The sequence below is a fragment of the Pseudomonas nitroreducens genome (genome assembly GCF_014204515.1).
GTDB lineage: Bacteria > Pseudomonadota > Gammaproteobacteria > Pseudomonadales > Pseudomonadaceae > Pseudomonas > Pseudomonas nitritireducens_A.
The window spans coordinates 95497-120477 of record NZ_JACHLI010000009.1 but is presented as its reverse complement, the minus strand read 5'-3'; the positions used below and the strand labels follow the sequence as shown (position 1 = coordinate 120477).

The 24981-nt window shown below is 63.7% G+C and carries 33 protein-coding genes, 2 tRNA genes and 1 pseudogene; 8 read left to right on the top strand and 28 right to left on the bottom strand.

The features are described 5' to 3' along the window. Window positions 1–292: 292 nt before the first annotated feature. The 3 genes from HNP46_RS13790 to HNP46_RS13780 form a co-directional block, all read right to left on the bottom strand. Complete coding sequence (locus HNP46_RS13790) at window positions 293–502, bottom strand: hypothetical protein (protein WP_184589757.1); 210 nt, start codon at window positions 500–502, stop codon at window positions 293–295. Window positions 503–579: 77 nt separating this feature from the next. Next, window positions 580–1347 (bottom strand): RES family NAD+ phosphorylase, encoded by a 768-nt coding sequence (locus tag HNP46_RS13785; RefSeq protein ID WP_184589756.1) that lies wholly within the window; start codon window positions 1345–1347, stop codon window positions 580–582. Continuing rightward, entirely contained in the window at window positions 1348–1716 is a 369-nt protein-coding gene (locus HNP46_RS13780) for an antitoxin Xre/MbcA/ParS toxin-binding domain-containing protein (RefSeq protein ID WP_184589755.1), read from the bottom strand. Between the two features lie 254 nt (window positions 1717–1970). Between HNP46_RS13780 and HNP46_RS13775 the strand changes: the two genes are divergently transcribed. Beyond that, window positions 1971–2426 (top strand): RcnB family protein, encoded by a 456-nt coding sequence (locus HNP46_RS13775; RefSeq protein ID WP_184589754.1) that lies wholly within the window; start codon window positions 1971–1973, stop codon window positions 2424–2426. A 5-nt stretch (window positions 2427–2431) separates the two neighbouring features. Here the strand turns inward: HNP46_RS13775 and HNP46_RS13770 are convergent, their stop codons facing one another. Then, on the bottom strand, window positions 2432–2875 hold the full coding sequence (locus HNP46_RS13770) for a hypothetical protein (RefSeq protein ID WP_184589753.1): 444 nt from the start codon (window positions 2873–2875) through the stop codon (window positions 2432–2434). Window positions 2876–2998: 123 nt separating this feature from the next. Between HNP46_RS13770 and HNP46_RS13765 the strand changes: the two genes are divergently transcribed. The 3 genes from HNP46_RS13765 to HNP46_RS13755 all read left to right on the top strand — a co-directional run bounded on the left by HNP46_RS13765 (window position 2999) and on the right by HNP46_RS13755 (window position 4418). Beyond that, window positions 2999–3481: a GreA/GreB family elongation factor gene (locus HNP46_RS13765; protein ID WP_184589752.1), complete on the top strand. Its 483-nt coding sequence runs from the start codon at window positions 2999–3001 to the stop codon at window positions 3479–3481. Window positions 3482–3612: 131 nt separating this feature from the next. Then, window positions 3613–3960, top strand: a complete 348-nt coding sequence (locus tag HNP46_RS13760; protein ID WP_184589751.1) for a carboxymuconolactone decarboxylase family protein — start codon at window positions 3613–3615, stop codon at window positions 3958–3960. 98 nt (window positions 3961–4058) lie between these two features. Then, window positions 4059–4418 carry a hypothetical protein gene (locus tag HNP46_RS13755; protein WP_184589750.1) on the top strand — a complete coding sequence of 120 codons (360 nt, stop codon included), beginning with the start codon at window positions 4059–4061 and terminating at the stop codon, window positions 4416–4418. 94 nt (window positions 4419–4512) lie between these two features. Here HNP46_RS13755 and HNP46_RS13750 read toward each other — a convergent pair whose 3' ends face one another. Together HNP46_RS13750 and HNP46_RS35860 are read right to left on the bottom strand one after the other, a co-directional pair. Then, window positions 4513–4866 (bottom strand): YkgJ family cysteine cluster protein, encoded by a 354-nt coding sequence (locus HNP46_RS13750; RefSeq protein ID WP_184589749.1) that lies wholly within the window; start codon window positions 4864–4866, stop codon window positions 4513–4515. 43 nt (window positions 4867–4909) lie between these two features. After that, a complete protein-coding gene (locus HNP46_RS35860) occupies window positions 4910–5041 on the bottom strand; it encodes a hypothetical protein (RefSeq protein ID WP_260403163.1) in 132 nt (43 codons plus the stop codon). A gap of 131 nt (window positions 5042–5172) precedes the next feature. Between HNP46_RS35860 and HNP46_RS35855 the strand changes: the two are divergent. After that, a pseudogene (locus HNP46_RS35855) lies at window positions 5173–5283 on the top strand (site-specific integrase); the annotation flags it as partial. Window positions 5284–5402: 119 nt separating this feature from the next. Here HNP46_RS35855 and HNP46_RS13745 read toward each other — a convergent pair. From HNP46_RS13745 to dapA, 5 genes are all read right to left on the bottom strand, one after another. Continuing rightward, a tRNA-Ser gene (locus tag HNP46_RS13745) sits at window positions 5403–5492 on the bottom strand. Between the two features lie 95 nt (window positions 5493–5587). Then, on the bottom strand, window positions 5588–6298 hold the full coding sequence (purC, locus tag HNP46_RS13740; RefSeq protein WP_045210340.1) for a phosphoribosylaminoimidazolesuccinocarboxamide synthase: 711 nt from the start codon (window positions 6296–6298) through the stop codon (window positions 5588–5590). 29 nt (window positions 6299–6327) lie between these two features. Next, window positions 6328–7086: an MBL fold metallo-hydrolase gene (locus tag HNP46_RS13735; RefSeq protein WP_221454960.1), complete on the bottom strand. Its 759-nt coding sequence runs from the start codon at window positions 7084–7086 to the stop codon at window positions 6328–6330. Continuing rightward, a complete protein-coding gene (gene bamC, locus HNP46_RS13730) occupies window positions 7025–8215 on the bottom strand; it encodes an outer membrane protein assembly factor BamC (RefSeq protein WP_184589748.1) in 1191 nt (396 codons plus the stop codon). Before bamC ends, HNP46_RS13735 begins: the two co-directional genes overlap by 62 nt. A 12-nt stretch (window positions 8216–8227) precedes the next feature. After that, window positions 8228–9106 (bottom strand): 4-hydroxy-tetrahydrodipicolinate synthase, encoded by an 879-nt coding sequence (gene dapA, locus HNP46_RS13725; RefSeq protein WP_184589747.1) that lies wholly within the window; start codon window positions 9104–9106, stop codon window positions 8228–8230. Window positions 9107–9276: 170 nt separating this feature from the next. On the opposite strand from dapA, the gene HNP46_RS13720 reads away from it, so the two are divergent. Both HNP46_RS13720 and HNP46_RS13715 read left to right on the top strand, forming a co-directional pair. Then, window positions 9277–9834, top strand: a complete 558-nt coding sequence (locus HNP46_RS13720) for a glycine cleavage system protein R (RefSeq protein ID WP_184589746.1) — start codon at window positions 9277–9279, stop codon at window positions 9832–9834. Window positions 9835–9846: 12 nt separating this feature from the next. After that, window positions 9847–10317 (top strand): peroxiredoxin, encoded by a 471-nt coding sequence (locus HNP46_RS13715; RefSeq protein ID WP_184589745.1) that lies wholly within the window; start codon window positions 9847–9849, stop codon window positions 10315–10317. Between the two features lie 57 nt (window positions 10318–10374). Here HNP46_RS13715 and HNP46_RS13710 read toward each other — a convergent pair whose 3' ends face one another. Beyond that, window positions 10375–11454: an AI-2E family transporter gene (locus HNP46_RS13710; protein ID WP_184589743.1), complete on the bottom strand. Its 1080-nt coding sequence runs from the start codon at window positions 11452–11454 to the stop codon at window positions 10375–10377. Between the two features lie 53 nt (window positions 11455–11507). Beyond that, window positions 11508–11759, bottom strand: coding sequence for a sulfurtransferase TusA family protein (locus HNP46_RS13705; RefSeq protein WP_184589741.1), 252 nt, complete (start codon window positions 11757–11759; stop codon window positions 11508–11510). Between the two features lie 228 nt (window positions 11760–11987). On the opposite strand from HNP46_RS13705, the gene HNP46_RS13700 reads away from it, so the two are divergent. Beyond that, complete coding sequence (locus HNP46_RS13700) at window positions 11988–13424, top strand: M48 family metalloprotease (protein ID WP_184589739.1); 1437 nt, start codon at window positions 11988–11990, stop codon at window positions 13422–13424. Between the two features lie 87 nt (window positions 13425–13511). Here the strand turns inward: HNP46_RS13700 and nadA are convergent, their stop codons facing one another. From nadA to HNP46_RS13625, 15 genes are all read right to left on the bottom strand, one after another. Continuing rightward, complete coding sequence (gene nadA, locus HNP46_RS13695; RefSeq protein ID WP_184589737.1) at window positions 13512–14570, bottom strand: quinolinate synthase NadA; 1059 nt, start codon at window positions 14568–14570, stop codon at window positions 13512–13514. Window positions 14571–14727: 157 nt separating this feature from the next. Next, window positions 14728–14803 (bottom strand) — tRNA-Lys (locus HNP46_RS13690). Between the two features lie 59 nt (window positions 14804–14862). Further along, window positions 14863–15537, bottom strand: a complete 675-nt coding sequence (gene queC / locus HNP46_RS13685) for a 7-cyano-7-deazaguanine synthase QueC (RefSeq protein ID WP_184589954.1) — start codon at window positions 15535–15537, stop codon at window positions 14863–14865. 37 nt (window positions 15538–15574) lie between these two features. Continuing rightward, window positions 15575–16222 carry a 7-carboxy-7-deazaguanine synthase QueE gene (gene queE / locus HNP46_RS13680; RefSeq protein WP_184589735.1) on the bottom strand — a complete coding sequence of 216 codons (648 nt, stop codon included), beginning with the start codon at window positions 16220–16222 and terminating at the stop codon, window positions 15575–15577. 200 nt (window positions 16223–16422) lie between these two features. Next, complete coding sequence (ybgF, locus tag HNP46_RS13675) at window positions 16423–17265, bottom strand: tol-pal system protein YbgF (protein ID WP_184589733.1); 843 nt, start codon at window positions 17263–17265, stop codon at window positions 16423–16425. 6 nt (window positions 17266–17271) lie between these two features. After that, the gene (pal, locus tag HNP46_RS13670; protein WP_184589731.1) at window positions 17272–17778 is read right to left on the bottom strand and encodes a peptidoglycan-associated lipoprotein Pal; all 507 of its coding nucleotides are present in this window, start codon (window positions 17776–17778) and stop codon (window positions 17272–17274) included. A 52-nt stretch (window positions 17779–17830) separates the two neighbouring features. Continuing rightward, complete coding sequence (gene tolB, locus HNP46_RS13665; RefSeq protein ID WP_184589729.1) at window positions 17831–19129, bottom strand: Tol-Pal system beta propeller repeat protein TolB; 1299 nt, start codon at window positions 19127–19129, stop codon at window positions 17831–17833. Continuing rightward, window positions 19126–20199: a cell envelope integrity protein TolA gene (gene tolA / locus HNP46_RS13660; protein ID WP_184589727.1), complete on the bottom strand. Its 1074-nt coding sequence runs from the start codon at window positions 20197–20199 to the stop codon at window positions 19126–19128. Before tolA ends, tolB begins: the two co-directional genes overlap by 4 nt. Continuing rightward, a complete protein-coding gene (gene tolR, locus HNP46_RS13655) occupies window positions 20196–20660 on the bottom strand; it encodes a protein TolR (protein ID WP_081520162.1) in 465 nt (154 codons plus the stop codon). The genes tolA and tolR overlap by 4 nt, the downstream gene beginning before the upstream one ends. Before the next feature lie 27 nt (window positions 20661–20687). Further along, window positions 20688–21383, bottom strand: coding sequence for a protein TolQ (gene tolQ / locus HNP46_RS13650; protein WP_045210353.1), 696 nt, complete (start codon window positions 21381–21383; stop codon window positions 20688–20690). 1 nt (window position 21384) lies between these two features. Beyond that, on the bottom strand, window positions 21385–21831 hold the full coding sequence (gene ybgC / locus HNP46_RS13645; protein WP_184589725.1) for a tol-pal system-associated acyl-CoA thioesterase: 447 nt from the start codon (window positions 21829–21831) through the stop codon (window positions 21385–21387). A 52-nt stretch (window positions 21832–21883) separates the two neighbouring features. Continuing rightward, a complete protein-coding gene (gene ruvB / locus HNP46_RS13640; RefSeq protein ID WP_184589723.1) occupies window positions 21884–22942 on the bottom strand; it encodes a Holliday junction branch migration DNA helicase RuvB in 1059 nt (352 codons plus the stop codon). A 10-nt stretch (window positions 22943–22952) separates the two neighbouring features. Then, a complete protein-coding gene (ruvA, locus tag HNP46_RS13635) occupies window positions 22953–23558 on the bottom strand; it encodes a Holliday junction branch migration protein RuvA (RefSeq protein ID WP_184589721.1) in 606 nt (201 codons plus the stop codon). Window positions 23559–23592: 34 nt separating this feature from the next. Beyond that, window positions 23593–24117 carry a crossover junction endodeoxyribonuclease RuvC gene (gene ruvC, locus HNP46_RS13630; RefSeq protein ID WP_081520158.1) on the bottom strand — a complete coding sequence of 175 codons (525 nt, stop codon included), beginning with the start codon at window positions 24115–24117 and terminating at the stop codon, window positions 23593–23595. 116 nt (window positions 24118–24233) lie between these two features. Next, complete coding sequence (locus HNP46_RS13625; protein WP_045210354.1) at window positions 24234–24980, bottom strand: YebC/PmpR family DNA-binding transcriptional regulator; 747 nt, start codon at window positions 24978–24980, stop codon at window positions 24234–24236. Window position 24981: the final 1 nt, after the last annotated feature.

The following is a 24981-nucleotide window of genomic DNA, read 5'->3' as shown; positions in this document are numbered from 1 at the left end:
ATCCACAGAAGCTGTGGATAACTCAGTGGAGAACTTGCTGAAAACACTCCCTACCCCCAGTGATCTGGGGCCGCATGACAGATTGGTGATTTTTTCACCAATGAAAATTTCCCTTATTTTTCAATAAGTTAAAAAACGCAAGGAATTTTGGAGGGTGGCTAAATGCAATGTTGCAGGGACTTGACAGGTCGCGTCAGCATTGTGCACAACTGCGCGCCGGGTAGCAGCCGACCGCCCCGTTTCAGGGCAGTGGATAAGAAGAGTTCTCAGCAGTGAGGGTCGCGAGCGCGGCTCAGGCGATCTGAACCCGCCGCCGCTCGATGCGCAGCGGCCGAACGATTCGCGGAGGACTGTGCAGGGCTGCAGCTTCCTGCTCGGCAGCACAGACCCGCGCATAAACGCGTTCGGCAGCGCTGCGGCTGCTGCAGTCGTAGAAGAACTGGTTGAGGTACACGCGCCAGCGACGATCGTCGCTGGGATGGACGGCTATCCGTATCTCCATGGTCTGGCGCTCCCTGCTTGGCCATCACGCAACATACACCGCCCACCGTGGCAGGTTGATGACGAAACGATGAACGGTCAGGCCGGATAAGGCAGCCTGCCCTCCTGCAGGTACTGCTCGCGGCGGTACAGACGCGGACTGTCGGGCACCTGGGCATGCTTGAAGGCGACATAGTCCGAGGTGGTCTCGCATAACCAGGGCATCAGGTTGCGCGGACGCTTCTCGGTAAAGGCCGAAGGCGCCAACAGCGCGACATTGATACCACCCTGTGGGCACCGCGCCGAGCGGTACTCGAAGGCCTCGATGCCAGCCTCGCGCATGGCGCTGCCCAGCCCCTGGCAGACGCTGTAGTCCGCAGGATCGCAGAGCTCCTGCTCATGCTCGCGGAACGGCGGCAACTGCAGGCGCACCCCCTTCTGCACCTGGAAGCGCGCCTCGAACGAGGCGTGCTCGGAGAGGATTCTCCCGCTGGGCGGCGGCTCACTCATGCCCTCCCACAGCACGAAGCGGTAGAAGGCCGACTCGGCCATGGCGGTTTCCAGCTTCAGTGCGCCGTAGAACAGGCTCGGCTCATGGCGCCGGCCAAAGCGCGAACCCCAGCGCAGCGGCGGATAGCGGAACGGCGTCTTCAACAGGTAGTGCAGCGCCTCGGCCGGCGGCGGCATGCGCGGCTTGCTGGTTTCCAGCAATTCCTCCAGCAGCGCCTGCTCCTCCAGGGTATCCACCAGTTGCAGCGTCGCCACCTGGCCCTGGCTTTCCACCAGTCGTACCAGGCGCCCACGGATCGGGGCGATGACGACATCCTGGTACTTCGCCCACAGTCGGGCGCCGGCCGCGAAGGACATTCAGACCTTGCCCCGGATGGCGTCGAGATACTCGACCACCGCGACCAGCCCCTGCACCTGCTCCATCATCTGCAGCGGCACGCCGCCCAGGTGACGGTTCTCGGTGCGCAGGAAATGCCGCATGTCCTCCAGGTTGCCGCCGAACAGCGCGAACAGTGCCCGGTAGACGCGCACCAGCAGCAGGGCGAGCTCGCCCGTCTTGCTGTCCACACGCAGGCCGTTCTGCTTCCAGCGGCTCACGGCACTGCGGTCCACGCCGACGATGGCGGCCAGTTCCTGCTGGGTCATCGCCAGGTGTTCACGGGCATTCAGCACGGCCTTGGCGAGTACTGCGTCGGCCGCGGGATTTTCCTTCAGCAGCGCGCTCATGGCGAAACTCCTGTCAGTGCATTTTCTGCAAACATAGCATCAAATGCTGCAAGCGCACAAAGGCTTGCAGTCTCTCGACGCCGCCGGAAGGCGATGTATCGGGATGCTGACAAAACAGAAAAACTCTTTACCAGACCTTTACTTAGCCTTGGCACTGATTGACGCGCGGTTGCGGTCTCATGCAGTACCCGGATCGCCCGGGAGATGAAAGCAGGAAATCCGCACCGGCGAGGCCGGATGCGCAGGAGAACACCATGAAGAAGTCCGTCGCTCTGCTCTGTGCCGCCCTGATGCTTGGCAGCCCCCTGGCCAGTTTCGCCCAGCCCGGCCCCGGTCCGGACAACGGCCCGAACCGCCAGGACAACCGCGGCCCGCAACAACAGCAGCAACGGCAACAGCCACAGCAGTACCAGCAACGTGGCCCCCAGAGCGGCCATCAGGAAAGGGGCCACCCGGGGCATGCCGACCCGCGCTACTACCGCGACCCGCACTTCCGCCCACAGGCGGGCATGCCGGTACCTCATCGCGACTGGCGTCGTGGCGTGATGGTGGAGCCGGCCTACCGTGGCGACCGCTACTGGGTCACCGACTGGCAGGCACGCCATCTCTACGCGCCGCCCCGTGATCATCGCTGGCTGTACGTCAACGGCGACTACATCCTGGTCGCCATTGCCAGCGGCCTGATCGTCAATATCCTCGCCGGCTACTGACCGGTTCAGGCAGTGGCGCTGACCATGGAGCCGCTGCCACTGCCACCGGCCTTGCGGATCGCCGCGGCCAACGCCGCGGCGGTCTGCTGCATCGCTGCACTGGTCGTGCCGATGCGGCTCTGGATGGCCATCAGGGTCGCAGTCCTCTCGGTGTCCGAGGAATAGCGGCGCTGCTGCGCCTCGGCCAGCTCGCGCTGCTCCTCCTGCAACTGCTTCTGCAGCTCCTGCAGACGCTTCTGCAATTGATCCACCGTCGTGTTGCCGGAGCCGCCCGAGCTCTTGGTCTTGCCACTGGACGCGGTATCACCGGCCTGCAGACGAGGGCTGCCGGTGCTGCTGGCGCTTTCATCGGCGCCTTCGGACTGGGTGCTGGAAGTGCTGCCGGCGTCGCTGGCGACACGCAACTGGCTGGCGAACGCCTGGTTCGCCGAGGTAATGGAAAGGCTCATGCCCGAGGTCCTTGTTCCGGGAATTCAGCCTTTCTATCGGCCGCCTGAGGAAAATCTTGAAAGCCCTTCGCAGTCCCAGGCAAAGGCCCTAGGATAGGCGCCTTTCCTACCAGCCCTGTCGCCATGGACAAGCAACGCGCCCACCAGTTGATCCTCAGCCGCCTCGCCGAAGACCTCGAGGTCGCCGTGCGAGCCGCCAGGACGGCCCACGAAACCGCAACCCACGAAGAGAACGTCGCCGAGAACAAGTACGACACTCTCGGCCTGGAAGCGGCGTACCTTGCCGCCGGCCAATCGCGCCGCGTGGAGGAGATCCGTCAGGCACTGACGCTGTTCGAGAACCTGCAACTGCGCGACTTCGACGAGGAGCAAGGCATCCAGACCAGCGCCCTGGTGCAACTGGTCAACGACCAGGGGCTGCAGCGCTGGGTCTTCCTCGGCCCGGACGGCGCCGGCCTCAAGGTGCGCTACGACGACATCGAAATCCTCGTGATCACCCGTCGCGCCCCACTGGGCGGCGCGCTTCTTCAGCGCCAGCCCGGCGACGAAGTGGAAGTCGGTAACGGCAGCGCCCGTCAGCGCTACGAAATCCTCGCCGTTTACTGAACCCCCGTGACGCCGAGGTCGAGCGCATCGATGAAAAACCTGAGCGGAACAGACAATACCCGACACGCCGACTGACGCAGACTAAGCTCCAAGGCCACACACCACCCAACCCGGCCTCAAGGAGAAACATCATGCTGTTCAACTGGTCTGAATACGTTCCCGCCGTGAAGAAAGCCTTCGGTGCCCTGGGCAAGAAGCACCCGAAGATGATCGCCGCCTACCAGGCCCTGGAAGCCGCCGCCGCTGACGGCGACGCCCTGGACGCGAAGACCCGCGAGCTGATCGCCATCGCCGTGGCCATCACCACCCGCTGCGACGGCTGCATCGGCGTCCACGCCGAAGCCGCACGCAAGGCCGGCGCCAGCGAAGCCGAGATCGCCCAGACCCTGGCCACCGCCATCTCCCTCAATGCCGGCGCCGCCTACATCTATTCCCTGCGCGCCCTGGAAGCCTACGAGTCCGCCGCTGCGCCGAAGTGAGCCGTTGCCCGCGGCGCCCAGGCGCCGCGGGCCTGCCTCTTTCCATCGAGGGCTTCGATGGGGTATCAGTGGCACTCAATCCGCCAAAGCCTGCGCCCATGTCCCAGCCCCTGAACTTCTGGAAACTCACCTTCGCCATCGCCGCCGGCATCTGGCTCGGCAGCCTGGCTGTCGCAGTTACTGCCTGGCTGGTATGGCCTGATATGCCCACCGCCTTAACCACGCGTCACTCTTCAATGCCGGCGACAACCCCTGCCCCGCCACCTGGCAGCAACGAAGAGATGTTCCAGCAATACCTCCAGCGCCGGCAGGCCACGCAGGAACAGCAGAACCGCCAGATCGAAAAGTCGGAGCAGGAAAAACGCTTCAACAGCGCGCCGTGCCAGTTCTGGCGACAGCAGTACCAGGCCAATCCCACGCAGGGGAATCAGCAGAAGATGGATGGGTACTGCGGGTGATGCCTGCGCTTCAGACTTGCGCTCCAGAAGCGAACGCCATTCGGTTCATCCAGCCAACTAAGCGGCGCGGGAGGGCTTCTGACCTGTTTTGCGCCTACACCAGTACCTGCCGCGTACTGGCGATCAGTTGATGGACCTGGCTGACCACCCGCTCATCAGTGGGCGTCTCAGGTCCCCTGCCCTCTGGGCAGGGCATACGAGGCGTGGTCCCAAATAGCCTGCAGATAAGTGGGCGTTGTTCATACGCCTCGCATCCATTCGGGCCCAGGTGGACACAGTTCCACTCCGCCAAAGCTGCCTCGTGCTCAGCCGCACTCCTGACGGGCAGTCGAGACAGTTCTTCCGATGTCGCCGTGACCGGTCCGCAGCAATCGTGGCAACCAGGCTTGCAATCGAAACTCCGGATCTTCCGACGCAGCTGATCAACCTTTCGACTAACACGGTCCATTTGCTACCTCCGCTTTTAGGGGCGCGGATTGTACAGCTCGCAATCAGCCCGCGCTCAACCCCATCAGCAGCACGGACGAAACCACGATCGCGGCTGAGAGCAATGACAGCGCGCCAAGCGCAACAACTGCATCACCCCTGTTGATCAGACCGATGAGTACTGACAGCGCTTTCATCTTCAAGCCCTCCAGTCAGAGCTGATTGAACCTGATTCGATTCTGCTCCGCCCTGTTCGGGCACCGGCTGATTGACATCAACGTCCCGTCCGTCCGCACCCAATTCAAATAGGACATCCAACCGTCGGCGCCACACGGGCACAACGATGGTGCGAAAGCCCTATGGGCGATGGATTCCGGTCGATACCAAAAGCATGGCGGCGATCGTGTCGCAGATGATGGGATTCAGAGAGCAGGCCTAGGAGGGTGCGGAAGGGCCTGCAAGTGCGGGAATCTGTCTTAAATCTGTCCTAAATGGCAGACCCAGAAAAGACAAAGCCCCTGAAACTCTAAGAATTTCAGGGGCTTCGGCCATTTGTAATGGCGGAGAGATAGGGATTTGAACCCTAGGAGCCATCGCTGACTCAACGGATTTCGAATCCGTCCCGTTCGGCCACTCCGGCATCTCTCCGTGCGGCGCGCATGATACCAGCTTGTGTTCCGAACGCGAAGCTTTGTTTTCGGATTTTTTTGCGTGGTATCAGGCGCTTGCGTGCACTCGTCGGATCAGAGCGGCACGCCGAGACGGTGGGCCACTTCTTCGTAGGCTTCGATGACGTCGCCCAGACCCTGGCGGAAGCGGTCCTTGTCCATCTTCTTGCGAGTCTCTTTATCCCACAGGCGGCAGCCGTCCGGGCTGAATTCGTCGCCCAGGACAATCTTGCCGTGGAACAGGCCGAACTCGAGCTTGAAGTCCACCAGCAGCAGGCCGGCGTCGTCGAACAGTTTGTTCAGCACTTCGTTGACCTTGAAGGAATAGGCCTTCATTTCGGCCAGTTGCTCCAGGGTCGCCCAGCCGAAGGCCTGGACGTGGGATTCGTTGATGAACGGGTCGCCCAGGGCGTCGTTCTTCAGGAACAGCTCGAAAGTCGGCGGAGTGAGCTGCAGGCCCTCTTCCACGCCCAGGCGGCGCACCAGGCTGCCGGCGGCGTAGTTACGCACGACGCACTCGACCGGAATCATGGCGAGCTTCTTGACCAGCACTTCGTTGTCCGACAGCAGGGCGTCGAACTGGGTCGGGATACCGGCGGCTTCGAGCTTCTGCATGATGAAGGCGTTGAACTTGTTGTTCACCATGCCCTTGCGATCGAGCTGCTCAATGCGCTTGCCGTCGAACGCCGAGGTGTCGTTGCGGAACAGCAGGACGAGGCGGTCGGCGTCGTCGGTGGTGTAAACCGACTTGGCCTTGCCGCGATAGAGTTCTTCGCGTTTTTCCATGATGGGCTCCGCTTGCTTAGGGGGTGGGCTCAGGCGATGGTGCGCCAGTCGAGTCCAGAATGCTGATCGGCTACCTGCAGCCAGTCCGGGTCGCACCCGAGGGTGTCGACGAAGCTTTGCCGGGCCAGCTGCGGCGAGTTGTTCTTTTCGCTGAGATGCGCCAGCACCAGGTGCTGCAGGCTTTCCCAGCCCAGCTGGGCCACGATCTCGGCGGCCTGCCGGTTGTTCAAATGTCCCCACTGGCCGCCTACGCGAACCTTGAGTGGGTAGGGATACGGACCGCGGGCCAGCATGTCGGTATCGTGATTCGCCTCGATGATCAGGGCATCGAGGCCACGATAGCATTCCAGCACCTGCGCCGTGGCGGCCCCCAGATCGGTGAGCTGGCCAAAGCGCTTCCGGCCATCGGAAAACACGTACTGCAGGGGCTCCCGCGCATCGTGGGAGACGCTCACCGCAGTGACTTCCAGGTCTTTCAGTTCCAGGCGGTCGCCGCATTTGAGCAGCCCCGCCGGATTCACCGGCTTGCGCATTCCCTGCAGGGTGCCGGCGCTGAGGTACACGGGTATCCGATGGTGCCGGGCCAGCAGTTCGACGCCGTTGATGTGATCGGAGTGCTCGTGCGTGACCAGCACCGCGTCCAGCTGCCCGGGCTCTACGCCCAGGCGCGCCAGACGGCGGATGGTTTCACGCAGCGGGAAGCCGCAATCGATCAGTATCCGGGTGTCAGAACTGCTCACCAAGGCCGAATTGCCCCGGCTTCCGCTCCCCAGGACCGCGAAGTGCATTCCGCATACTCTCCTGGAGTTTCTCCAACACGGTCTGCGCCACGTCAGCCGGTGCGGAGGTGTTGATGTCTTTGTCGACGGTGATCTGGACGGTGTTGCTCACGCTGGTCAGGCGAACCTGGTAGCGCTGGGCCTTGGCGTCCTCTTCTTCCTTGGTCTTCTCGCCACCGCCGAACAGGCGGCTGAAGAAGCCAGGCTTGTCTTCGTCCTTCTTCTTCGCGCCTTCGGCGATGTTGACGTAATACACGCCCAGGCTGCGGTTGAGGTCGTCGACGCGGATGTCGGCACGGTCCAGGGCGCGGCCGACGCTGACCCAGGCACGGTCGAAGTCGGAATCCACGGTGAGTACCGGGTTGCCGCTGCCGTCCTTGTTCAACTGCACGGCACCGGGGGTGTCGTAGTCCGAGTGCGCAGCAAGCAGGGAGACGGAGCCGCCCTTCTCGGCGCTGGTCGCCATGTTCGCGAGCATCTCGTCGAGCAGCGCGGCGTCCAGGCTCGGCACGACCGGCTTGGTCGGCCAGTCGCTGCTGGCAGTGCTGCCCGCCGGGCGGGTTTCGCTGAGCACGTAGACTTCACTGGTGTTGGTCTGCACGCCCGGCTCGATGCGCACGCGAACGCGCGCTTCGCTGTCCGGCTCGACGCCCGACACGCGGCTGCTCAGGCGGCGCGCGAGCGGCGCGGAAAGCTGCGACAACGGCTGCCAGTTGGTGCTGAATTCGCCAGTCTGCGGACGCTGGTCGGCGATGGAGAAGCCGTTGTCCTGGAAGAACTGGTGGGCGACCGGCCAGACTTCCGCCGGCGGGCGCTGGGCCACCAGCCAGCGGCTGTCGCCGCTCTTCTGCAGGCTGAAGTCGCTGACTTCGCCGGCGCCGGTCAGGGGTTGTGGACGCGGTACCTCGAACTCGCCTTCCTTTTCGGTGCTGGTGGCGACGTTCATCGGGATCGGCAGCAGCGGATCGAGCGGCTTGCTCTGCAGACCTTCGGGCACCTTCATCGGTGCGGTTTCGCGGGCGTTCAGGTAATCGTCGCCACGGTCACGGAAATAGCCTTCCGGGCCCCACAGCCAGCCGCAGCCGGAGGTGTTGCCGATAACCAGGGCGAGCGCAGTCAGTCCTGCCAGTCGCTTCATGCGAGGGGTTCCTTAAGCCAGGACGCCGGTCTGGCGCATGGCCTGACGCAGCGGTTCGTGGCAACGCGGGCTGAGCCAGGTCAGGGGCAGGCGGATGCCTTCGGGAATCAGCCCCATTTCGTGCAGGGCGAACTTGACCGGGATGGGATTGGATTCGATGAACAGGGTCTTGTGCAGCGGCATCAGGCGATCGTTGATCGCGCGGGCGGCAGCGGCATCGCCACGCATGGCGGCGGCGCAGAGGTCGCTCATGGCGCGCGGAGCGACGTTGGCGGTCACCGAGATGTTGCCCTTGCCACCCATCAGCATCAGCTCGACGGCGGTGGCGTCGTCACCGGAGTAGACGAGGAAGTCCTTGCCGACGCGGTCGAGGACTTCCTTGCCGCGCTGCAGGTCGCCGGTGGCTTCCTTGATACCGATGATGTTCGGCACCTTGGACAGGCGCTCGACGGTCTCCGGCAGCATGTCGCAGGCGGTGCGGCCCGGCACGTTGTAGAGGATCTGCGGGATGGCCACAGCTTCGGCGATGTGGCGGAAGTGCTGGTACAGGCCTTCCTGGGTCGGCTTGTTGTAGTACGGGGTCACCAGCAGGCAGGCGTCGGCGCCGCCGGACTTGGCGGCCTCGGTCAGCTCGACCGCTTCGCGGGTGGAGTTGGCGCCGGTGCCGGCGATGACCGGGATGCGGCCGTTGACCTGGTCGACTACGCGACGGATCACGTCCAGGTGTTCGCTGACATCCAGAGTGGCCGATTCACCTGTGGTGCCGACCGCTACGATGGCGTTGGTGCCTTCCTGCAGGTGGAAGTCCACCAGCTTCGCGAGGCTGTCCCAATCCAGTCGACCCTGAGCATCGAAGGGGGTGACCAGCGCCACCATACTGCCCGCAATCATGCAACCGCTCCTGCCGGAAAAAGAAAGCCGTAATGGTACTGTCGCCACCGGCCACGCACAAGGTGACGCAACGACCCGCGAGCGGTCAGACATTCCCCTCATCGGCGCTTTTCGCTACCCTTTCCCCTTTGTCGAGCGGCCCGCTTGGCCGCCCCTCCCAGGAAAGCTGCATGTCCACCTCTCACCCTCGCGAACAATTCCTCCTGATCAGTGCTCTGGGCCCGAACCCGATGGAGTTGACCAGCGTGCTGTGCCGCACCTGCATCGACAACCGTTGCTCGGTGGTCAGCAGCCGCCTGACCCGCCACGGCGAGTTCAGCGCACTGATCCTGCAGGTCTCCGGCAGCTGGGATGCCCTGGCGCGCCTCGAAGGGGGCCTGTCGCCGCTGGCCAAGCGCCACGGCTTCACCCTCAGCGTCACCCGCAGCAATGTCCACGTCACCCGCGCCCAGGCCCTGCCCTACGTCGCCTACGTCAGTGCCGTCTATCGGCCGGACATCCTCAATGAGCTGTGCCAGTTCTTCATCGACCACAACATCGAGCTGGAGAACCTCACCTGCGACACCTACCAGGCGCCGCACACCAACACCAGCATGCTCAACGCCACCCTCACCGTGACCCTGCCGGCCGGCACCCAGATCAGCTGGCTGCGCGATCAGTTCCTCGACTTCGCCGACGCACTGAACCTGGACGCGCTGATCGAACCCTGGCGCCCGCAGCACCCTTAAGGAGAAAGCCCCGTGGCAGTCGAACTGAACAAGCCCGTCGCCGATTTCCAGGCCCCGGCCACCAGCGGCGTCGAATTCCGCCTGTCCCAGCTCAAGGGCAAGCAGGTCGTCCTGTACTTCTACCCCAAGGACAGCACCCCCGGCTGCACCACCGAAGGCCAGGGCTTCCGCGACAGGATCGAGGACTTCGCCCAGGCCAACACCCTGGTGTTCGGCGTGTCCCGCGATGGCATCAAGTCCCACGAGAACTTCAAGGCCAAGCAGTGCTTCCCCTTCGAGCTGATCAGCGACAAGGACGAGGCCGTCTGCCAGCTGTTCGACGTGATCAAGCTGAAGAAGCTCTACGGCAAGGAGTACCTGGGCGTGGACCGCAGCACCTTCCTGATCGACGCCAAGGGCGTGCTGCGCCAGGAATGGCGCGGGGTGAAAGTGCCCGGCCACGTGGACGCCGTGCTGGCTGCCGCCCAGGAACTGAACCGCTGAGCCGCACTGCGTTCATGAAAAAGGCCGCTGATCAGCGGCCTTTTTCTTTTCCCGGCATCACATCATCGGACTGACTTGCGGGACTGACGGCGGCTGGCGCGGCCAGGCATCCAGCACCGCCTTCACCAGCGTTGCCAGCGGGATGGCGAAGAACACGCCCCAGAAGCCCCACAGCCCGCCGAACAGCAGCACCGCGCAGATGATCGCCACCGGGTGCAGGTTCACTGCCTCGGAGAACAGCAGCGGCACCAGCACGTTGCCATCCAGCGCCTGGATGATCGCGTGGGCGCACATCAGGTAGATGAACTGGTCGCTCCAGCCCCACTGGAACAGCGCGATCATCGCCACCGGCACGGTGACCACCACGGCGCCGATGTAGGGCACCACTACCGACAGGCCGACCAGCAGCGCGAGCAGCGCCGCATAGTTCAGACCGAGCACCGCGAAGGCGATGTAAGTCGCCACGCCGGTAATGAATATCTCGATGACCTTGCCGCGAATGTAGTTGGCGATCTGCTGGTTCATCTCGTTCCACACCTGCTTCATCAGCCCGCGCTCGCGCGGCAGGTAGCGGCGGAACCAGTGGTAGAAGCGACGGCGGTCCTTGAGGAAGAAGAACACCAGGATCGGCACCAGCACCAGGTAGATCATGATGTTGACCACCACCGGTAGCCCCGACAGGGAGAAGGTCAGTGCCCACTGGCCGAGCTGGCCCAGCTCGCTGCGCGCGGCCTCGACGGTGTGCAGCACCTGTTCCTCGGTGACCATGTCCGGGTAGCGCTCGGGCAGCATCAGCAGCGTCGCCTGCCACTCGCCGAGCATGCCGGGCAGCTCGTTGAACAGGGTGAACAGCTGCTTCCACAACAGCGGCACCAGCACCAGCAGGAACACCGCGAGCAGGCCGAGGAACAGCGAATACACCAGCCACACGGCGAACAGGTGCGGCATGCGCAGGCGCTCCAGCACCCCGACCATGCCCTGGATCAGGAAGGCGATGACCATCGCCGCCAGCACCGGCGCGAGCATCCCGCCGAAGGCCAGGATGACGGTGAATCCCAGCCCGAGAATGACCGCCAGCACTATCGCCTCCTCATCGGAGAAATAGCGCTGCATCCAGTCCTGCAAAACCTTGAGCATCAATGAACCTGCGAAACGAAAGGGGCGACGTCGCGGTCACCCGGAATCAGGGGCTACTTCTTGCGCAGCCAGTAGCGATAGACGCCGCCTTCGACCTCTTCATGCAGCAGCGAGTGCCCGGCGAGATCGGCGAAGGCGCGGAAGTCGCGCTGCGAGCCGGCGTCGGTGGCGATCACCTTGAGCACCGCGCCGCTGGGCAGGCGATTGAGCTCCAGCTTGGCCTTGAGCAGCGGCAGCGGACAATTGAGACCGCTGGCGTCCACCTCCGCGTCACAGGCGGGGACGGACGGCATGGAATCGGACATCGAAACGAACTCCGGGAAGGGCGCCCAAGAATACCGAAAGCGCCGGAAAAGTAACCAGGCCCGCGGCAGACCGGGTTCATTAATCCAGCCTTCAGCCGGCGGGGATAGAAAAGCCCTCGACCGCGCTGATACCCGATTCGAATTGCGCCGCACTTCTTGCCCGCAAACTAGGCATAGGCAATTACGTGCGGCTAAAGTAGAGCCTTTCTCGGAACGAGCCTCCTGTACATGAAAGTACTCCGCCCCGCCCTGCTGTCGCTCGCTGTCGCCCTCGCCGCTCCGGCCCTGGCGGACGACTTGCCGTCCCTGGGCGATGCCAGCTCGTCCATCGTCTCCCCGGAGCAGGAGTTCCAGCTGGGCCGCGCCTGGCTGAGCATGCTGCGCAACCAGGTCGACACGCTCAACGATCCGCAGCTCAAGGACTACGTCGAGTCCAGCGTCTACCGCCTGGCCGAGTCCAGCGAACTGCAGGACCACCGCCTGGCCTTCATCCTGATTCGCGACAAGCAAATCAACGCCTTCGCCGCCCCCGGCGGCGTGGTCGGCGTCAACGGCGGCCTGTTCATCTACGCGCAGACCGAAGGCGAATACATCGCCGTACTGGCCCACGAACTGGGTCACCTGAGCCAACGCCACTTCGCCCGCGGCATCGAGGCACAGCAACGCATGCAATTGCCGGTGATGGCCGCCATGCTCGCCGGCATCGTCGCCGCCGCAGCGGGTGCCGGCGATGCCGGTATCGCCGCGATCGCCGGCACCCAGGCCGCGGCGATCCAGAACCAGCTGCGTTTCTCCCGGCAGAACGAGCAGGAAGCCGACCGCGTCGGCGTCGCCACCATGGTCCGCGCCGGCTACGACCCGCGCTCCATGCCCAACATGTTCGAGCGCCTGGCCCGCCAGTACCGCTACGAGGGCAAGCCGCCGGAATTCCTGCTGACCCACCCGGTCACCGAATCGCGTATCGCCGACACCCGCAACCGCGCCGAGCAGTATCCCCAGGGTGGCAAGGAAGATTCGCTGCGCTACGAACTGATGCGCGCGCGCGTCCAACAGATGTTCGAAGACACCCCGGGCATGGCCAGCAAGCAGTTCCGCGCGCAACTCGACGAAGACCCGAAGAACGACGCTGCACGCTACGGGTTGGTCCTGTCGCAGACCAAGATCGGCCAGCTCAACGACGCCCGCAGCAACCTCCAGCAGTTGCTCGCCAAGGCGCCCAACGACATCAGCTACAACCTGGCGATGGTCGATCTGGACATCACCGCCAACAAGCTGCCCGACGCCCAGGCGCGGGTGCAGAAGATGCTTGGCCAGTACCCCGACAGCTATCCGCTGATCCAGGCCCAGGCCGACCTGATGATGAAGACCAACCACGCCGCCGACGCCGAGAAGACCCTGTTCAAGCTGTCCCAGCGCCGCCCGCTGGACCCGGACGTGTGGAACCGCCTGGCCGACGCCTGCACCCTGAGCGGCAACGCCATCGGTGTGTACCAGGCTCGCGCCGAGTACGACGCCCTCACCGGCGACTACAAGCACGCCATCGAGCAGCTGGACTTCGCCAAGCGCCGCGCCGGTGGCAACTTCACCCTGGCTGCACGCCTGGACGCCCGCCAGCAGGAGTTCCGCGACCAGGAACGCATCCTCAAGGAAATGATGGGCCGCTGAGCCAGCGCCCTAGCCAACCTGTAGGAGCGAGCCCCAAAAGAAAAGGCCCGGTGCGATACCGGGCCTTTTTCGTTTCAACGCACGCTGTCAGGCATTGCCTGCCAGCTTGAGCTTCGCCGCCTGGGTGAAGTCGAGCATGCGCTTGAGCGGCTTGATCGCCTTGGGAATCAGTGCCGGGTCGACGAAGATTTCCCCCGAACCTTCCTTCAGGCACGCCAGGGTGCGCTCCAGGGTATTCATGGCCATCCACGGGCAATGCGCGCAACTACGGCAGGCCGCGCCGTTACCGGCGGTGGGCGCCTCGATGAACTCCTTGTCCGGGCACAGCTGCTGCATCTTGTAGAAGATGCCGCGATCGGTGGCGACGATGAAGCGCTGGTTCGGCAGCGTCTGCGCGGCCTTGATCAGCTGGCTGGTGGAACCCACGGCATCGGCCAGTTCGACCACGGCCTCCGGCGACTCCGGGTGCACCAGGATCGCGGCATCCGGGTAGACCGCCTTGAGGTCCTCCAGCTGCTTGGCCTTGAACTCCTCGTGGACGATGCAGGCGCCGTCCCAGAGCAGCATGTCGGCACCGGTCTCGCGCTGGATGTAGCGGCCCAGGTGCTGGTCCGGCGCCCAGAGGATCGGCTCGCCGTTGTCCATCAGGTGCTCGACGATCTCCACCGCGCAGCTGGAGGTCACCACCCAGTCGGCGCGCGCCTTCACGGCCGCCGAGGTATTCGCGTAGACCACCACGGTGCGCTCGGGATGCTGGTCGCAGAAGGCGGAGAATTCCTCCACCGGGCAGCCCAGGTCCAGCGAGCAGGTCGCTTCCAGGGTCGGCATCAGCACGCGCTTTTCCGGATTGAGGATCTTCGCCGTCTCGCCCATGAAGCGCACCCCGGCCACCACCACGGTCTGCGCCGCATGCTGGTTGCCGAAGCGGGCCATTTCCAGCGAGTCGGACACGCAGCCGCCGGTTTCCTCGGCCAGCGCCTGGATCACCGGGTCGCAGTAATAGTGCGCGACGAGCACGGCGTTCTGCGCCTTCAGCTCGGCGGCGATGGCCGCACGGTAGTCGGCCTCTTCCTGCGCGCTCAGCACCCGCGGCTGCTTCGCCGCCAGATGGGCCTGGACCAGCAGGCGTTCGGAAATCTGGGACATCGTGTGGAAACCTCAACAGGCACGGTCTGATTATGCCGGCGATCTTATCACCACCGTCCCTCAGCCGACGCAGCGTCGAGCGCCGTACGGCGGACTTTTTTCGGCACATGGCAAAAGCCCCGTGACCTTTCGATCACGGGGCTTTTGTCTTACATGTTGGTGGGTCGTGTGGGATTCGAACCTACGACCAATTGGTTAAAAGCCAACTGCTCTACCGACTGAGCTAACGACCCAACGTGGGGCGTATAATACTGATTTCTAACGCAAAAACAACACCCCGCGAAAACTTTTTTCAGAAATATCGCGTCGGGTCAGGAATTCCGGCGGCGGAAAAGCCCTCGGAACGCAGTCGGCAGCTGTCGCATTTACCGCACGCGCGCCCGTCATCATCGGCCTGATAGCAGGAAACGGTGAGGCTGTAATCCACGCCTTGGGCGATGCCGGCCTCGATGATCTGCGCCTTGGAAAGGAACTGCAGCGGCGCCTGGATACGGAAGCCCTCGCCCTCCACGCCAGCCTTGGTCGCCAGGTTGGCCATGCGCTCGAATGCCTCGACGAACTCGGGGCGGCAATCCGGGTAGCCGGAGTAATCCACCGCGTTGACGCCAATGAAGATGTCCCGCGCCCCCAGCACCTCTGCCCAGCCCAGGGCGAGGGACAGGAACACGGTGTTGCGCGCAGGCACGTAGGTCACCGGGATGCCTTCACTGGGCGTCTCCGGCACGTCGATGCTGCTATCGGTCAGGGCCGAGCCGCCGATACCGTTCAGGTTCAGGCCAATCACCTTGTGCTCGATCACGCCCTGCTGGCGTGCCACGCGCTCGGCAGCCTGCAACTCGGCACGGTGGCGCTGGCCATAGTCGAAGCTCATGGTGTAGCAGTCATAGCCCTCGGCCTTGGCCATGGCGACCACGGTCGCGGAGTCGAGGCCGCCGGAGAGCAGGATCACGGCTTTCTTGCCGTTCATGGATGGTTTGGTGGACATGAGAAGGTCTCCTCCGCGCTCAGTGGCCCGGCTCGTCGTTCCAGAGAATCTTGTGCAACTGCAATTGCAGGCGCACCGGCAGGTTGTCGCTGACGATCCAGTCGGCCAGCGTACGTGCGCTCACCTCGCGATGGCTGGGCGAGAACAGCACCTCGCCAGCTCGCTGCTCCAGGCGGTACTCGATCAGCTTGGAGACTGCCCAGTCATAGTCTTCGCGGGAGCAGATGACGAACTTCACCTGATCATTGGCCGTCAGCTCGCCGATGTTCTCGTAGCGATTGCGCGCAACCTCTCCGGAGCCCGGCGTCTTCAGATCGAGGATGCGGCTGACGCGGCGGTCGCTGGTGGCAATGTCCAGTGCACCACTGGTTTCCAGCGAGACTTCGTAGCCGGCATCGCAAAGGCGCTGCAGCAACGGGATGCAGTTGGGCTGGGCCAGCGGTTCGCCGCCGGTCACGCAGACGTAGCGCGGGCGATAGCGGGCAACCTGGTCGAGGATCGCGTCGAGGGTGTGGATCTCGCCGCCACTGAAGGCATAGGCGGTATCGCAATAGTTGCAGCGCAGGGGACAGCCGGTCAGGCGAACGAACACAGTCGGCAAGCCGGCGGTGCGCGTTTCCCCCTGCAACGAGTAGAAAATCTCGGTAATGCGCAGGGTCTGTTGCATATCAGCCACGGGCGTGACGGCTATACAGGCCATCCGCCTCCGTTGCGTTGGAGTCGTGGGCAGGCTCGAAGCGCGCCCGGAATGCCTCGGAGCACAGCAGACATCAGCCGAGCTGAAACCACTGGCGCCTTCCGAGGGGCGGCAATTCTAACGAAAAAACCCGCGCCAGGCGCGGGTTTTCGGAGTGCTGCGGGCGGGCCTTACTTGAGGTTCTTCAGGTCGCGCTGGGACAGCTGGGCAGCGGAAGTGCCGGGATACTGGGCCACGACCTGCTGCAGGATGCCGCGGGCCTTGTCGTTGTTGCCCAGGCGACGCTCGACGTCGGCGAGCTTGTACAGCGAGTCCGGCACCTTGGCGCTGCTCGGATAGGCCTGGCTGACGCGGGCGAACGCCTGGCCGGCGCCCTGCAGGTCGCCCTTGGCGAGATTCACCTCACCCAGCCAGTACTGCGCATTGCCAGCGTATTGGCTGTTCGGGTATTTGCGCAGGAAAGCGCCGAAGGCCTGGCTGGCCTTGTCGAAATCCTTGGCCTTGACCAGGTCGAAGGAGGCGTCGTAGTACAGCTTCTCTTTCGCCGGGTCACCCGGTTCGTTGCTGGCGGCGGGCTGCTGTTGCTGGGCGGCGGCGGCGCCTGCTCCTGCGGCAGCTCCGGCACTGGTGCCGGCAGCGGGGGAATTGGGTTGAACAGCAGCACCGGCCGCCCCCGCACCTGCACCGCTGGAAAGGCGGCTGTCGATGTCCTGGAAGCGTTCCTGGTTCTCCTGCTTCATCTGCTGGAGCTGGTTCTGCTGCTCTTCGAGCATACCGCGCAGACGGGACATCTCGTCCTGCATCTGCTGCAGCTGCATGAACAGCTGAGCCTGACCGGAGACGGGAGTTGTCATCCCGCCTCCGGCGTAGGCGCCATCAGCGCCTGCGGTGCCATAACCCGAGGGCGGTGTGCTGGCATAGCCACCATTACCGTCCTGTACCGGAACCGCGGCTGCCGCCATGAGGGGCAGTCCGCATGCGATCAAGGTCAGAAAACGCAGGCGCATCGGCATCAGGTCTTACTTCTTCAGCTCAACGCGACGGTTCTGGGCCCAGGACTGCTCGTCGTGGCCAGTGGCAACCGGACGCTCTTTGCCGTAGGAAACCAGTTCCAGCTGAGCCGGGGAAACGCCCTGCAGTACCAGGTAGCGCTGAACGGCCTTGGCACGACGCTCGCCCAGAGCCATGTTGTACTCGCGGGTGCCGCGCTCGTCAGTGTGACCTTCCAGGACTACGCGCTGGCCGGAACCTTTCAGGTCCTTGGCGTGTACGTCCAGGGCACGCATGGCTTCCGGCTTCAGGTCGGAGCTGTCGTACTCGAAGTAGAAGGTGGTGATAGCGCGCAGAGCGGCTTCGTCGCTCAGGGAGCCGTCAACGGCACCGCTGTTGGCGCCGTAGCCAGCGTTCGGATCAACGCCGCCATTGGCGCCTTCACCGGCAGCATCGCCTTTCTTGGACGAACAGCCAACGGCAACGGCCATGGCGAGGGCGATAACGGCAAATTTGCCGAATTTCAGCATTTCCATCATGTAACTCCTAATGAACCCCAGTGTATAAGTTTGGAACAGTTGGCAACCGTCAGTTCAGGTAAGGGGACCAGGAAGGCTCTCGCACGTCGCCTTGAGCGGTGGGTAGCGGTAACCGAACACGTCCGTTGATGCTCACGAGCATCAACACGCCCCGGTCCTGCTGGCGGGTGGCGTATATTAGCATCGTGCCATTTGGCGCAACAGTGGGCGAATCATCCAGGTTGGTGTTGGAAAGTACCCGGAGATTACCGCGCTGAAGGTCCTGCGCCGCGATCTGGAAGTTGGTGAAACCGTCCTGACGGTGAACCATGACCAGGGTCTTCTCATCCGCGGAAAGTTTCGGGTTGGCGTTGTAGTTGCCGATGAAGGTCACGCGGTCGGTAGCGCCCGAGTTCACGTTCATCTTGTAGATCTGCGGTTTGCCGCCACGGTCCGAGGTGAAGTACAGGGTCGAGCCATCCGCGCCCCAGAAGGGCTCGGTGTCGATCGCCGAGTTGTTGGTCAGGCGACGCAGCTGGCGGCTGCCCAGGTCCATCACGTAGATCTCCGGGTTGCCATCGCGCGACAGCACGAAGGCCAGGCGGTTGCCGTCCGGCGAGAACGCCGGGGCGCCGTTGAGGCCTTCGAAGTTGGAGATCTGCTCGCGGCGACCGGTGTCGACGTACTGCATGAAGATGCGCGGACGCTTCTGCTCGAAGGACACGTAGGCAATGCGACGGCCATCGGGCGAGAAGCGCGGCGAGAGGATCGGCTCGCGCGACTGCAGCAGGGTCACCGGGCGGGCGCCGTCATAGTCGGAGCGCTGCAGGGTGTAGCGGGTGTTGTCCACCGAGAAGCGCTCCGCGGTCACGTAGAGCAGCTTGGTGGAGAACGCGCCCTTGATGCCGGTGAGCTTCTCGAACGACTGATCGGCGATGTAGTGCGACATGTCGCGCAGCTGGTCGGTGGTGCCGCCCACGCTGCCGGTCAGGACCTGCTCCTGGGTCGCCACGTTGAGCAGGGCGTACTGGATCTGCAGACGGCCGCCACTGGGCACGATGCTGCCGACCAGCACGTACTGCGCGCCGAGGGCCTGCCAGTCGCGGTAGATCACTTCGCTGGCCTGGGCCGGCTGGCTGATCATGTTCTGGCGCGGGATCGGCTCGAAGTAACCGGAGTTGCGCAGGTCGCTGCCGATGATGTTCGACATGTCTTCAGGCAGGACGTTGCCGCCCTGCCAGCCGAACGGAACCACGGCAATCGGGACGGCCGAGTCGCGACCGCTGGAGATCACCAGCGGGTCGGCGGCCTGCGCGGCGCCGGCCACCAGGGCCAGGGCGAAGAGCGCAAAGCGAATCAGGGTACTCACAGATCTAAATCCTCCGGTTTGAAGACCATTCGGCGCTGACGATACAGGCTATCGAAAGTGGCGCGATCCAGTTTTTGCAGTTCGGGAACACGGCCCACGTTTTTGACCGCTGCCACCGCCGAATCGTCGAACGGCTTGTCACCACTGGAGCGAGTCACGCTTACACCGGTGATGGCTCCGCTCGGCAGCATCTGAATCAGCACTTCTACGCTCATTCCGTTACGAGCTGAAGGAGGACGGCTCCACTGCTGGCTCACCAGGCTGACGATCAGATCGTCGAAGTTGCCCGCCACCTCATCACCCTGCTCGTCGGCCAGGGCCTGTTGCCGTTGCGTGTCGTTGGACAGCAGATCGGCCAGCGCCTGGGCCTTCTTGTCTTCCGTTGCCTTGCGGGCTGCTGCGGCGGCTGCAGCGGCAGCCTTCTTCTTCGCAGCCTCGACCGCGGCCGCCTTCTTCTTGGCATCGTCCGCGGCGGCTTTTTTCTTCGCGTCCTCGGCGGCCTTCTTCTTGGCCTCCTCGGCAGCTTTCTTCTTCGCCTCTTCAGCAGCCTCTTTCTTGGCCTCTTCCTCGGCTTTCTTCTTGGCTATATCCGCCTGCTGTTTCTGCTCGGCAGCCTTGGCCTCGGCAGCCTTCTTGGCCGCCGCGGCGGCATCGGCCGCTTTCTTGGCGTCATCCGCCTTCTTCGCTTCGTCAGCCTTCTTGGCTTCCGCGGCTTTCTCAGCGGCATCAGCAGCCTTTTGAGCGGCGTCGGCCTTCTTTTGTTCCTCGGCTTTCGCAGCAGCCAATGCCTGCTGCTCAGCCTTCTTCTGCTCGAGCTGCTCCTGCTCGTATTGCTTGGCCGCAGTCTTCTTGGCCTCGCCGGCTATCTTCTGGTTGGTCTGCTGGGTCGCCTGGCTCTTGGACTTCAGCTGATACAGCGTGGCCTGGACGATCGGCCGCGAAGGCGGCAGTTCAGGCGTGCTGGCCCAGCTGACGAACAGCATGGCGAAAATCAGGACATGCAGGGCCACGGCCAGGACCGTTGGCCAGAAGTAGCCTTCCGATTGAGAGCGTTCGAGCTGGTGCATCAACTACCTGGTGCCTCGGTAATCAGACCGACGTTGCCGACCCCGGCTTTCTGCAGGCCGCCCATGACGGCCATGACCGAACCGTAGTCGACTGCCTTGTCTCCGCGGACGAAGACCTGGACTTTCTTACCCTGGCTGCTGTTCTGCGCCATGATGGCGGTGGCCGCGGTCACCAGCTGATCGAGGTCCACGGCAGTCTGGCTGGCCTTGCCCTGATCCGGGTCGACTTCCGAGCCCATGTTCCAGTAGTAGGTCTTGTCGGCCTTGATGGAGATGGTGAGCACGCGGGAATCGTTATCCTGCGGCAGCGCTTCGCTGGAAACCTTCGGCAGGTCGACCTTGACCCCCTGGTTGAGCATGGGCGCGGTCACCATGAAAATGACCAGCAGCACCAACATCACGTCGATGTAGGGCACCACGTTCATTTCCGCGACCGGCTTGCGCTTGTGACGAACTCTTGCCATGACGGCTTACCTCTTGGTCGTCTTCAATCAATCGTCGCTGGTGTGCACTTTGCGGTGCAGGATCGCCTGGAACTCGTCGGCGAAGGTGTAGTAACGGCCGATGAGCATTTCCGAGCGGGCGGCGAAACGGTTGTAGGCGATGACCGCGGGAATGGCCGCGAACAGGCCGATGGCGGTGGCGATCAGCGCTTCGGCGATGCCCGGCGCCACGGTGGCGAGGGTAGCCTGCTGCACGGTGGCCAGGCCACGGAAGGAGTTCATGATGCCCCACACGGTGCCGAACAGGCCGATGTACGGGCTGGTCGAGCCGACGGTGGCGAGGAACGGCAGGCTGGTTTCCAGCTTCTCTTCCTCGCGGGAAATGGCGACGCGCATGGCGCGGGAAACGCCTTCCATCACCGCATCCGGGTCAACGCCGGCCTGCTGGCGCAGACGGGAGAATTCCTTGAAGCCGGCACGGAAGATCTGCTCGACCCCCGAATCCGGATCGGGGTTGCTGCCCGCCTGACGATAGAGCTTGGACAGGTCGATACCCGACCAGAAGCGCTCCTCGAAGGTTTCCAGGGCCTTCTTCGCCGAGCGCATCATGTTGCTGCGCTGGAAAATCATGATCCAGGAAGTGACCGATGCGGCCACCAGGGTCAGCATTACCAGCTGTACCACGACGCTGGCGTTACTGATCAAGCTCCACATGGAAGTATGGTCGACGACGTTCGGTTCCACGTTAATCTCCTGCTGAAAGGGTGTCCGGACTGCCGGCAAATGCCGCACGCAACACATCTGGGATAGCGCGGGGTTTCAGGTTGTCCGCCCGCACGCACGCCACCAGGAATCGCCCCTCGCAGAGCAAGGTCGAATCCGACGCCCGTCGAACCTGTTGACGAAACTTCAGGCTCGCACGGTTCAACTCCTCCACCTCGGCGCTGACGAGCAGCTCGTCGTCCAGTCGGGCTGGTGCGTGGTAACGCGCCTCGGCCGAGTGAACGACAAAAAGCAGGTTCTCTTCCGCCAGCTGCGACTGGGCGAAGCCCAGATCACGCAGCCGCTCGGTACGAGCCCGCTCCATGAACTTGAGGTAGTTGACGTAGTAGACGATGCCGCCGGCGTCGGTGTCCTCGAAATAGACCCGATACCGTTGCTGGAACGGCTGACCCCCGTGTTGCGCGCGCATACTCTAAAACCAAGTCCTGGCTTTGCCAATCGGCAATCGCCTACAAATGCAATTAATTACCATCTTCAGGGGCGAACAGATCCGGTGTCGCCGCCTCCCCCATCCGCTTCGGCACATTCAGGCCGAAATGCAGGTACGCGTGCCGGGTCACGACACGGCCGCGCGGTGTGCGCATGATATAGCCTTGCTGGATCAGATAGGGCTCCAGCACATCCTCAATCGTGTGTCTTTCTTCGCTGATGGCCGCCGCCAGGTTGTCGATGCCCACCGGGCCACCGTCGAACTTGTCGATCATGGTCAGCAGCAGGCGGCGATCCTGGTGATCGAAGCCCCTTTCATCCACGTCCAGCAGGTTCAGCGCCTTATCGGCGATGTCGCTGCTGATGTGCCCGGTGCCACGCACCTCGGCGAAATCCCGCACCCGGCGCAGCAGGCGGTTGGCGATCCGCGGCGTACCGCGGGCGCGCCGGGCGATCTCGTAGGCGCCCGCCTGCTCGATCTCCAGCCCGAGAATGCCCGCCGAACGGGCGACGATGGTGGACAGGTCGTCCACCCCGTAGAACTCCAGACGCTGGACGATCCCGAAGCGGTCGCGCAGCGGGTTGGTCAGCATGCCGGCGCGGGTGGTTGCCCCCACCAGCGTAAAGGGCGGCAGGTCGAGCTTGATCGAGCGCGCGGCCGGGCCTTCGCCGATCATGATGTCCAGCTGGAAGTCTTCCATGGCCGGATACAGCACTTCCTCGACGATGGGCGACAGGCGATGGATCTCATCGATGAACAGCACATCGTTGGGTTCGAGGTTGGTCAGTAGCGCCGCCAGATCGCCAGGCCGCTCCAGCACGGGGCCGGAGGTACTCTTGAGCGATACGCCCATCTCCTGGGCGATGATGTTCGCCAGGGTGGTCTTGCCCAGCCCGGGCGGACCGAAGATCAGCGTGTGATCCAGCGCCTCCTGACGTCCGCGGGCCGCCTGGATGAACAGCTCCATCTGCTCGCGCACGATCGGCTGGCCGATGTACTCGGCCAGCTTCAACGGCCGGATGGCGCGGTCGAACTGCTCTTCGCGGTCGCGACTGGTCGCAGAGGAAATCAGGCGATCGGCTTCGATCATCTATGGCTACCTAGACCATGCCCTTGAGGGAACGGCGGATGAGTTCTTCGCTGGACAAGCCTTCCTCCTGCACGGCGGCCACGGCGCGGCTCGCCTCCTGGGGTTTGAAGCCCAGGGCGATCAGCGCGCTGACCGCATCGGACTCGGCGCTTGAGACTGCGGCAACCAGCTTGGGTTCCACCACCAACGGCGCGATGGAAGGAATATTCTCCCATGCCTTAAAGCGATCCTTGAGCTCCACCAGCAGGCGCTCGGCGGTCTTCTTGCCGACGCCGGGAATCTTCACCAAGGTGGAAGTATCCTGCGCCTGCACGCAACGCACCAGCTCATCCACTTCCAGCCCCGACATCAGCGCCAATGCCAGCTTCGGACCCACGCCATTGAGGCGGATCAGCTCGCGGAACAGCTCGCGCTCGCGCTTCTCGGCAAAGCCGTAGAGCAGGTGGGCATCCTCGCGCACCACCAGGTGGGTGTGCAGGGTCACCGGCTCGCCCAGACTCGGCAGGCGGTACAGGGTGGTCATCGGCACTTCCAGCTCGTAGCCCACGCCATTGACGTCGACGATCAGGTGCGGCGGCTGTTTTTCCGCCAGGGTGCCACGCAGGCGTCCAATCACGGGTATTTATCCTTGCTCAAACTATGTCCGGATATCACAGGCGCAGACGTCCGCCACGCCGGCGCGCACCCACCAGCCCGTGTGGCACCAGGCTTTGCCGGGTGTGCGCGTGGCACAGGGCGATGGCCAGGGCGTCGGAGGCGTCGATCTGCGGCTTCTGTACCAGCTTGAGCAGATGCATGACCATCATCTGCACCTGCTGCTTGTCCGCACCGCCGGTGCCGGCAATCGCCTGCTTCACCTGGCTGGCGGTGTACTCGGCGATCTGCAGCCCCTCTTCCGCCGCCGCCACGATGGCCGCGCCGCGCGCCTGCCCCAGCTTCAGCGCCGAATCGGCGTTGCGCGCCATGAACACCTGCTCGATGCCCATCATGGTCGGCTGATACGTCTGTATGACCTCACGCACACCGCGAAAGACGATCTGCAGGCGCTCGAACAGCTCGCCATTGCCGGTGCGGATACAGCCCGAGGCGACGTATTCGCAACCACGGCCGGTATCGCGTACCACGCCGAAGCCGGTAATCCGCGAACCTGGGTCGATGCCGAGAATCAGGGTCATGTCCGTCCGATCAAACCTTGTCCGTAAACCTGCACATCAGATAACAAAAGCCGGAAGCCGGAGGCGCCGCTGACGACCACTCCCGCTTCCGGCTTCGCCCATCGCCGGCGGTGGGATCAGCCCAGCTGGGCCATCACCTCGTCCGGGATGTCCGCATTGGAGTAGACGTTCTGCACGTCGTCCAGGTCTTCGAGCATGTCGATCAGCTTGAGGACCTTCTGCGCGGTGTCCAGGTCCAAGGTCGCCACGGTCGACGGGATCATGGTGATCTCCGCGTCCTCGCCCTTGAATCCGGCTTCGGTCAGCGCTTCGTTGACCGAGATGAAGTCGGCGAAGGTGGTGAAGACGTCGATGGAGCCGTCATCGTTCACCACCACGTCATCGGCGCCGGCTTCCAGCGCGGCATCCATCAGGGCTTCTTCGTTCACGCCCGGCGCGTAGCTGATCTGGCCCTTGCGCTCGAACATGTAGGCCACCGAACCATCGGTACCCAGGTTGCCGCCGCACTTGCTGAAGGCGTGACGCACTTCGGCCGCGGTGCGGTTGCGGTTGTCGGTCATGGCCTCGACGATGATCGCCACGCCGCTGGGCGCGTAACCTTCGTAGGTCAGCTCGGCCATGTTGTCGGCTTCGCTGGAGCCCACGCCGCGCTGGATGGCGCGGTCGATGGTGTCGCGGGTCATGTTGGCGGTCAGCGCCTTGTCCACGGCCAGGCGCAGACGCGGGTTGTCCGCCGGGATCCCCCCGCCCTGCTTGGCAGCGACGGTCAGCTCACGGATGAGCTTGGTGAAGATCTTGCCCTTCTTGGCGTCCTGACGTTCCTTGCGGTGCTTGATGTTGGCCCATTTGGAATGACCAGCCATA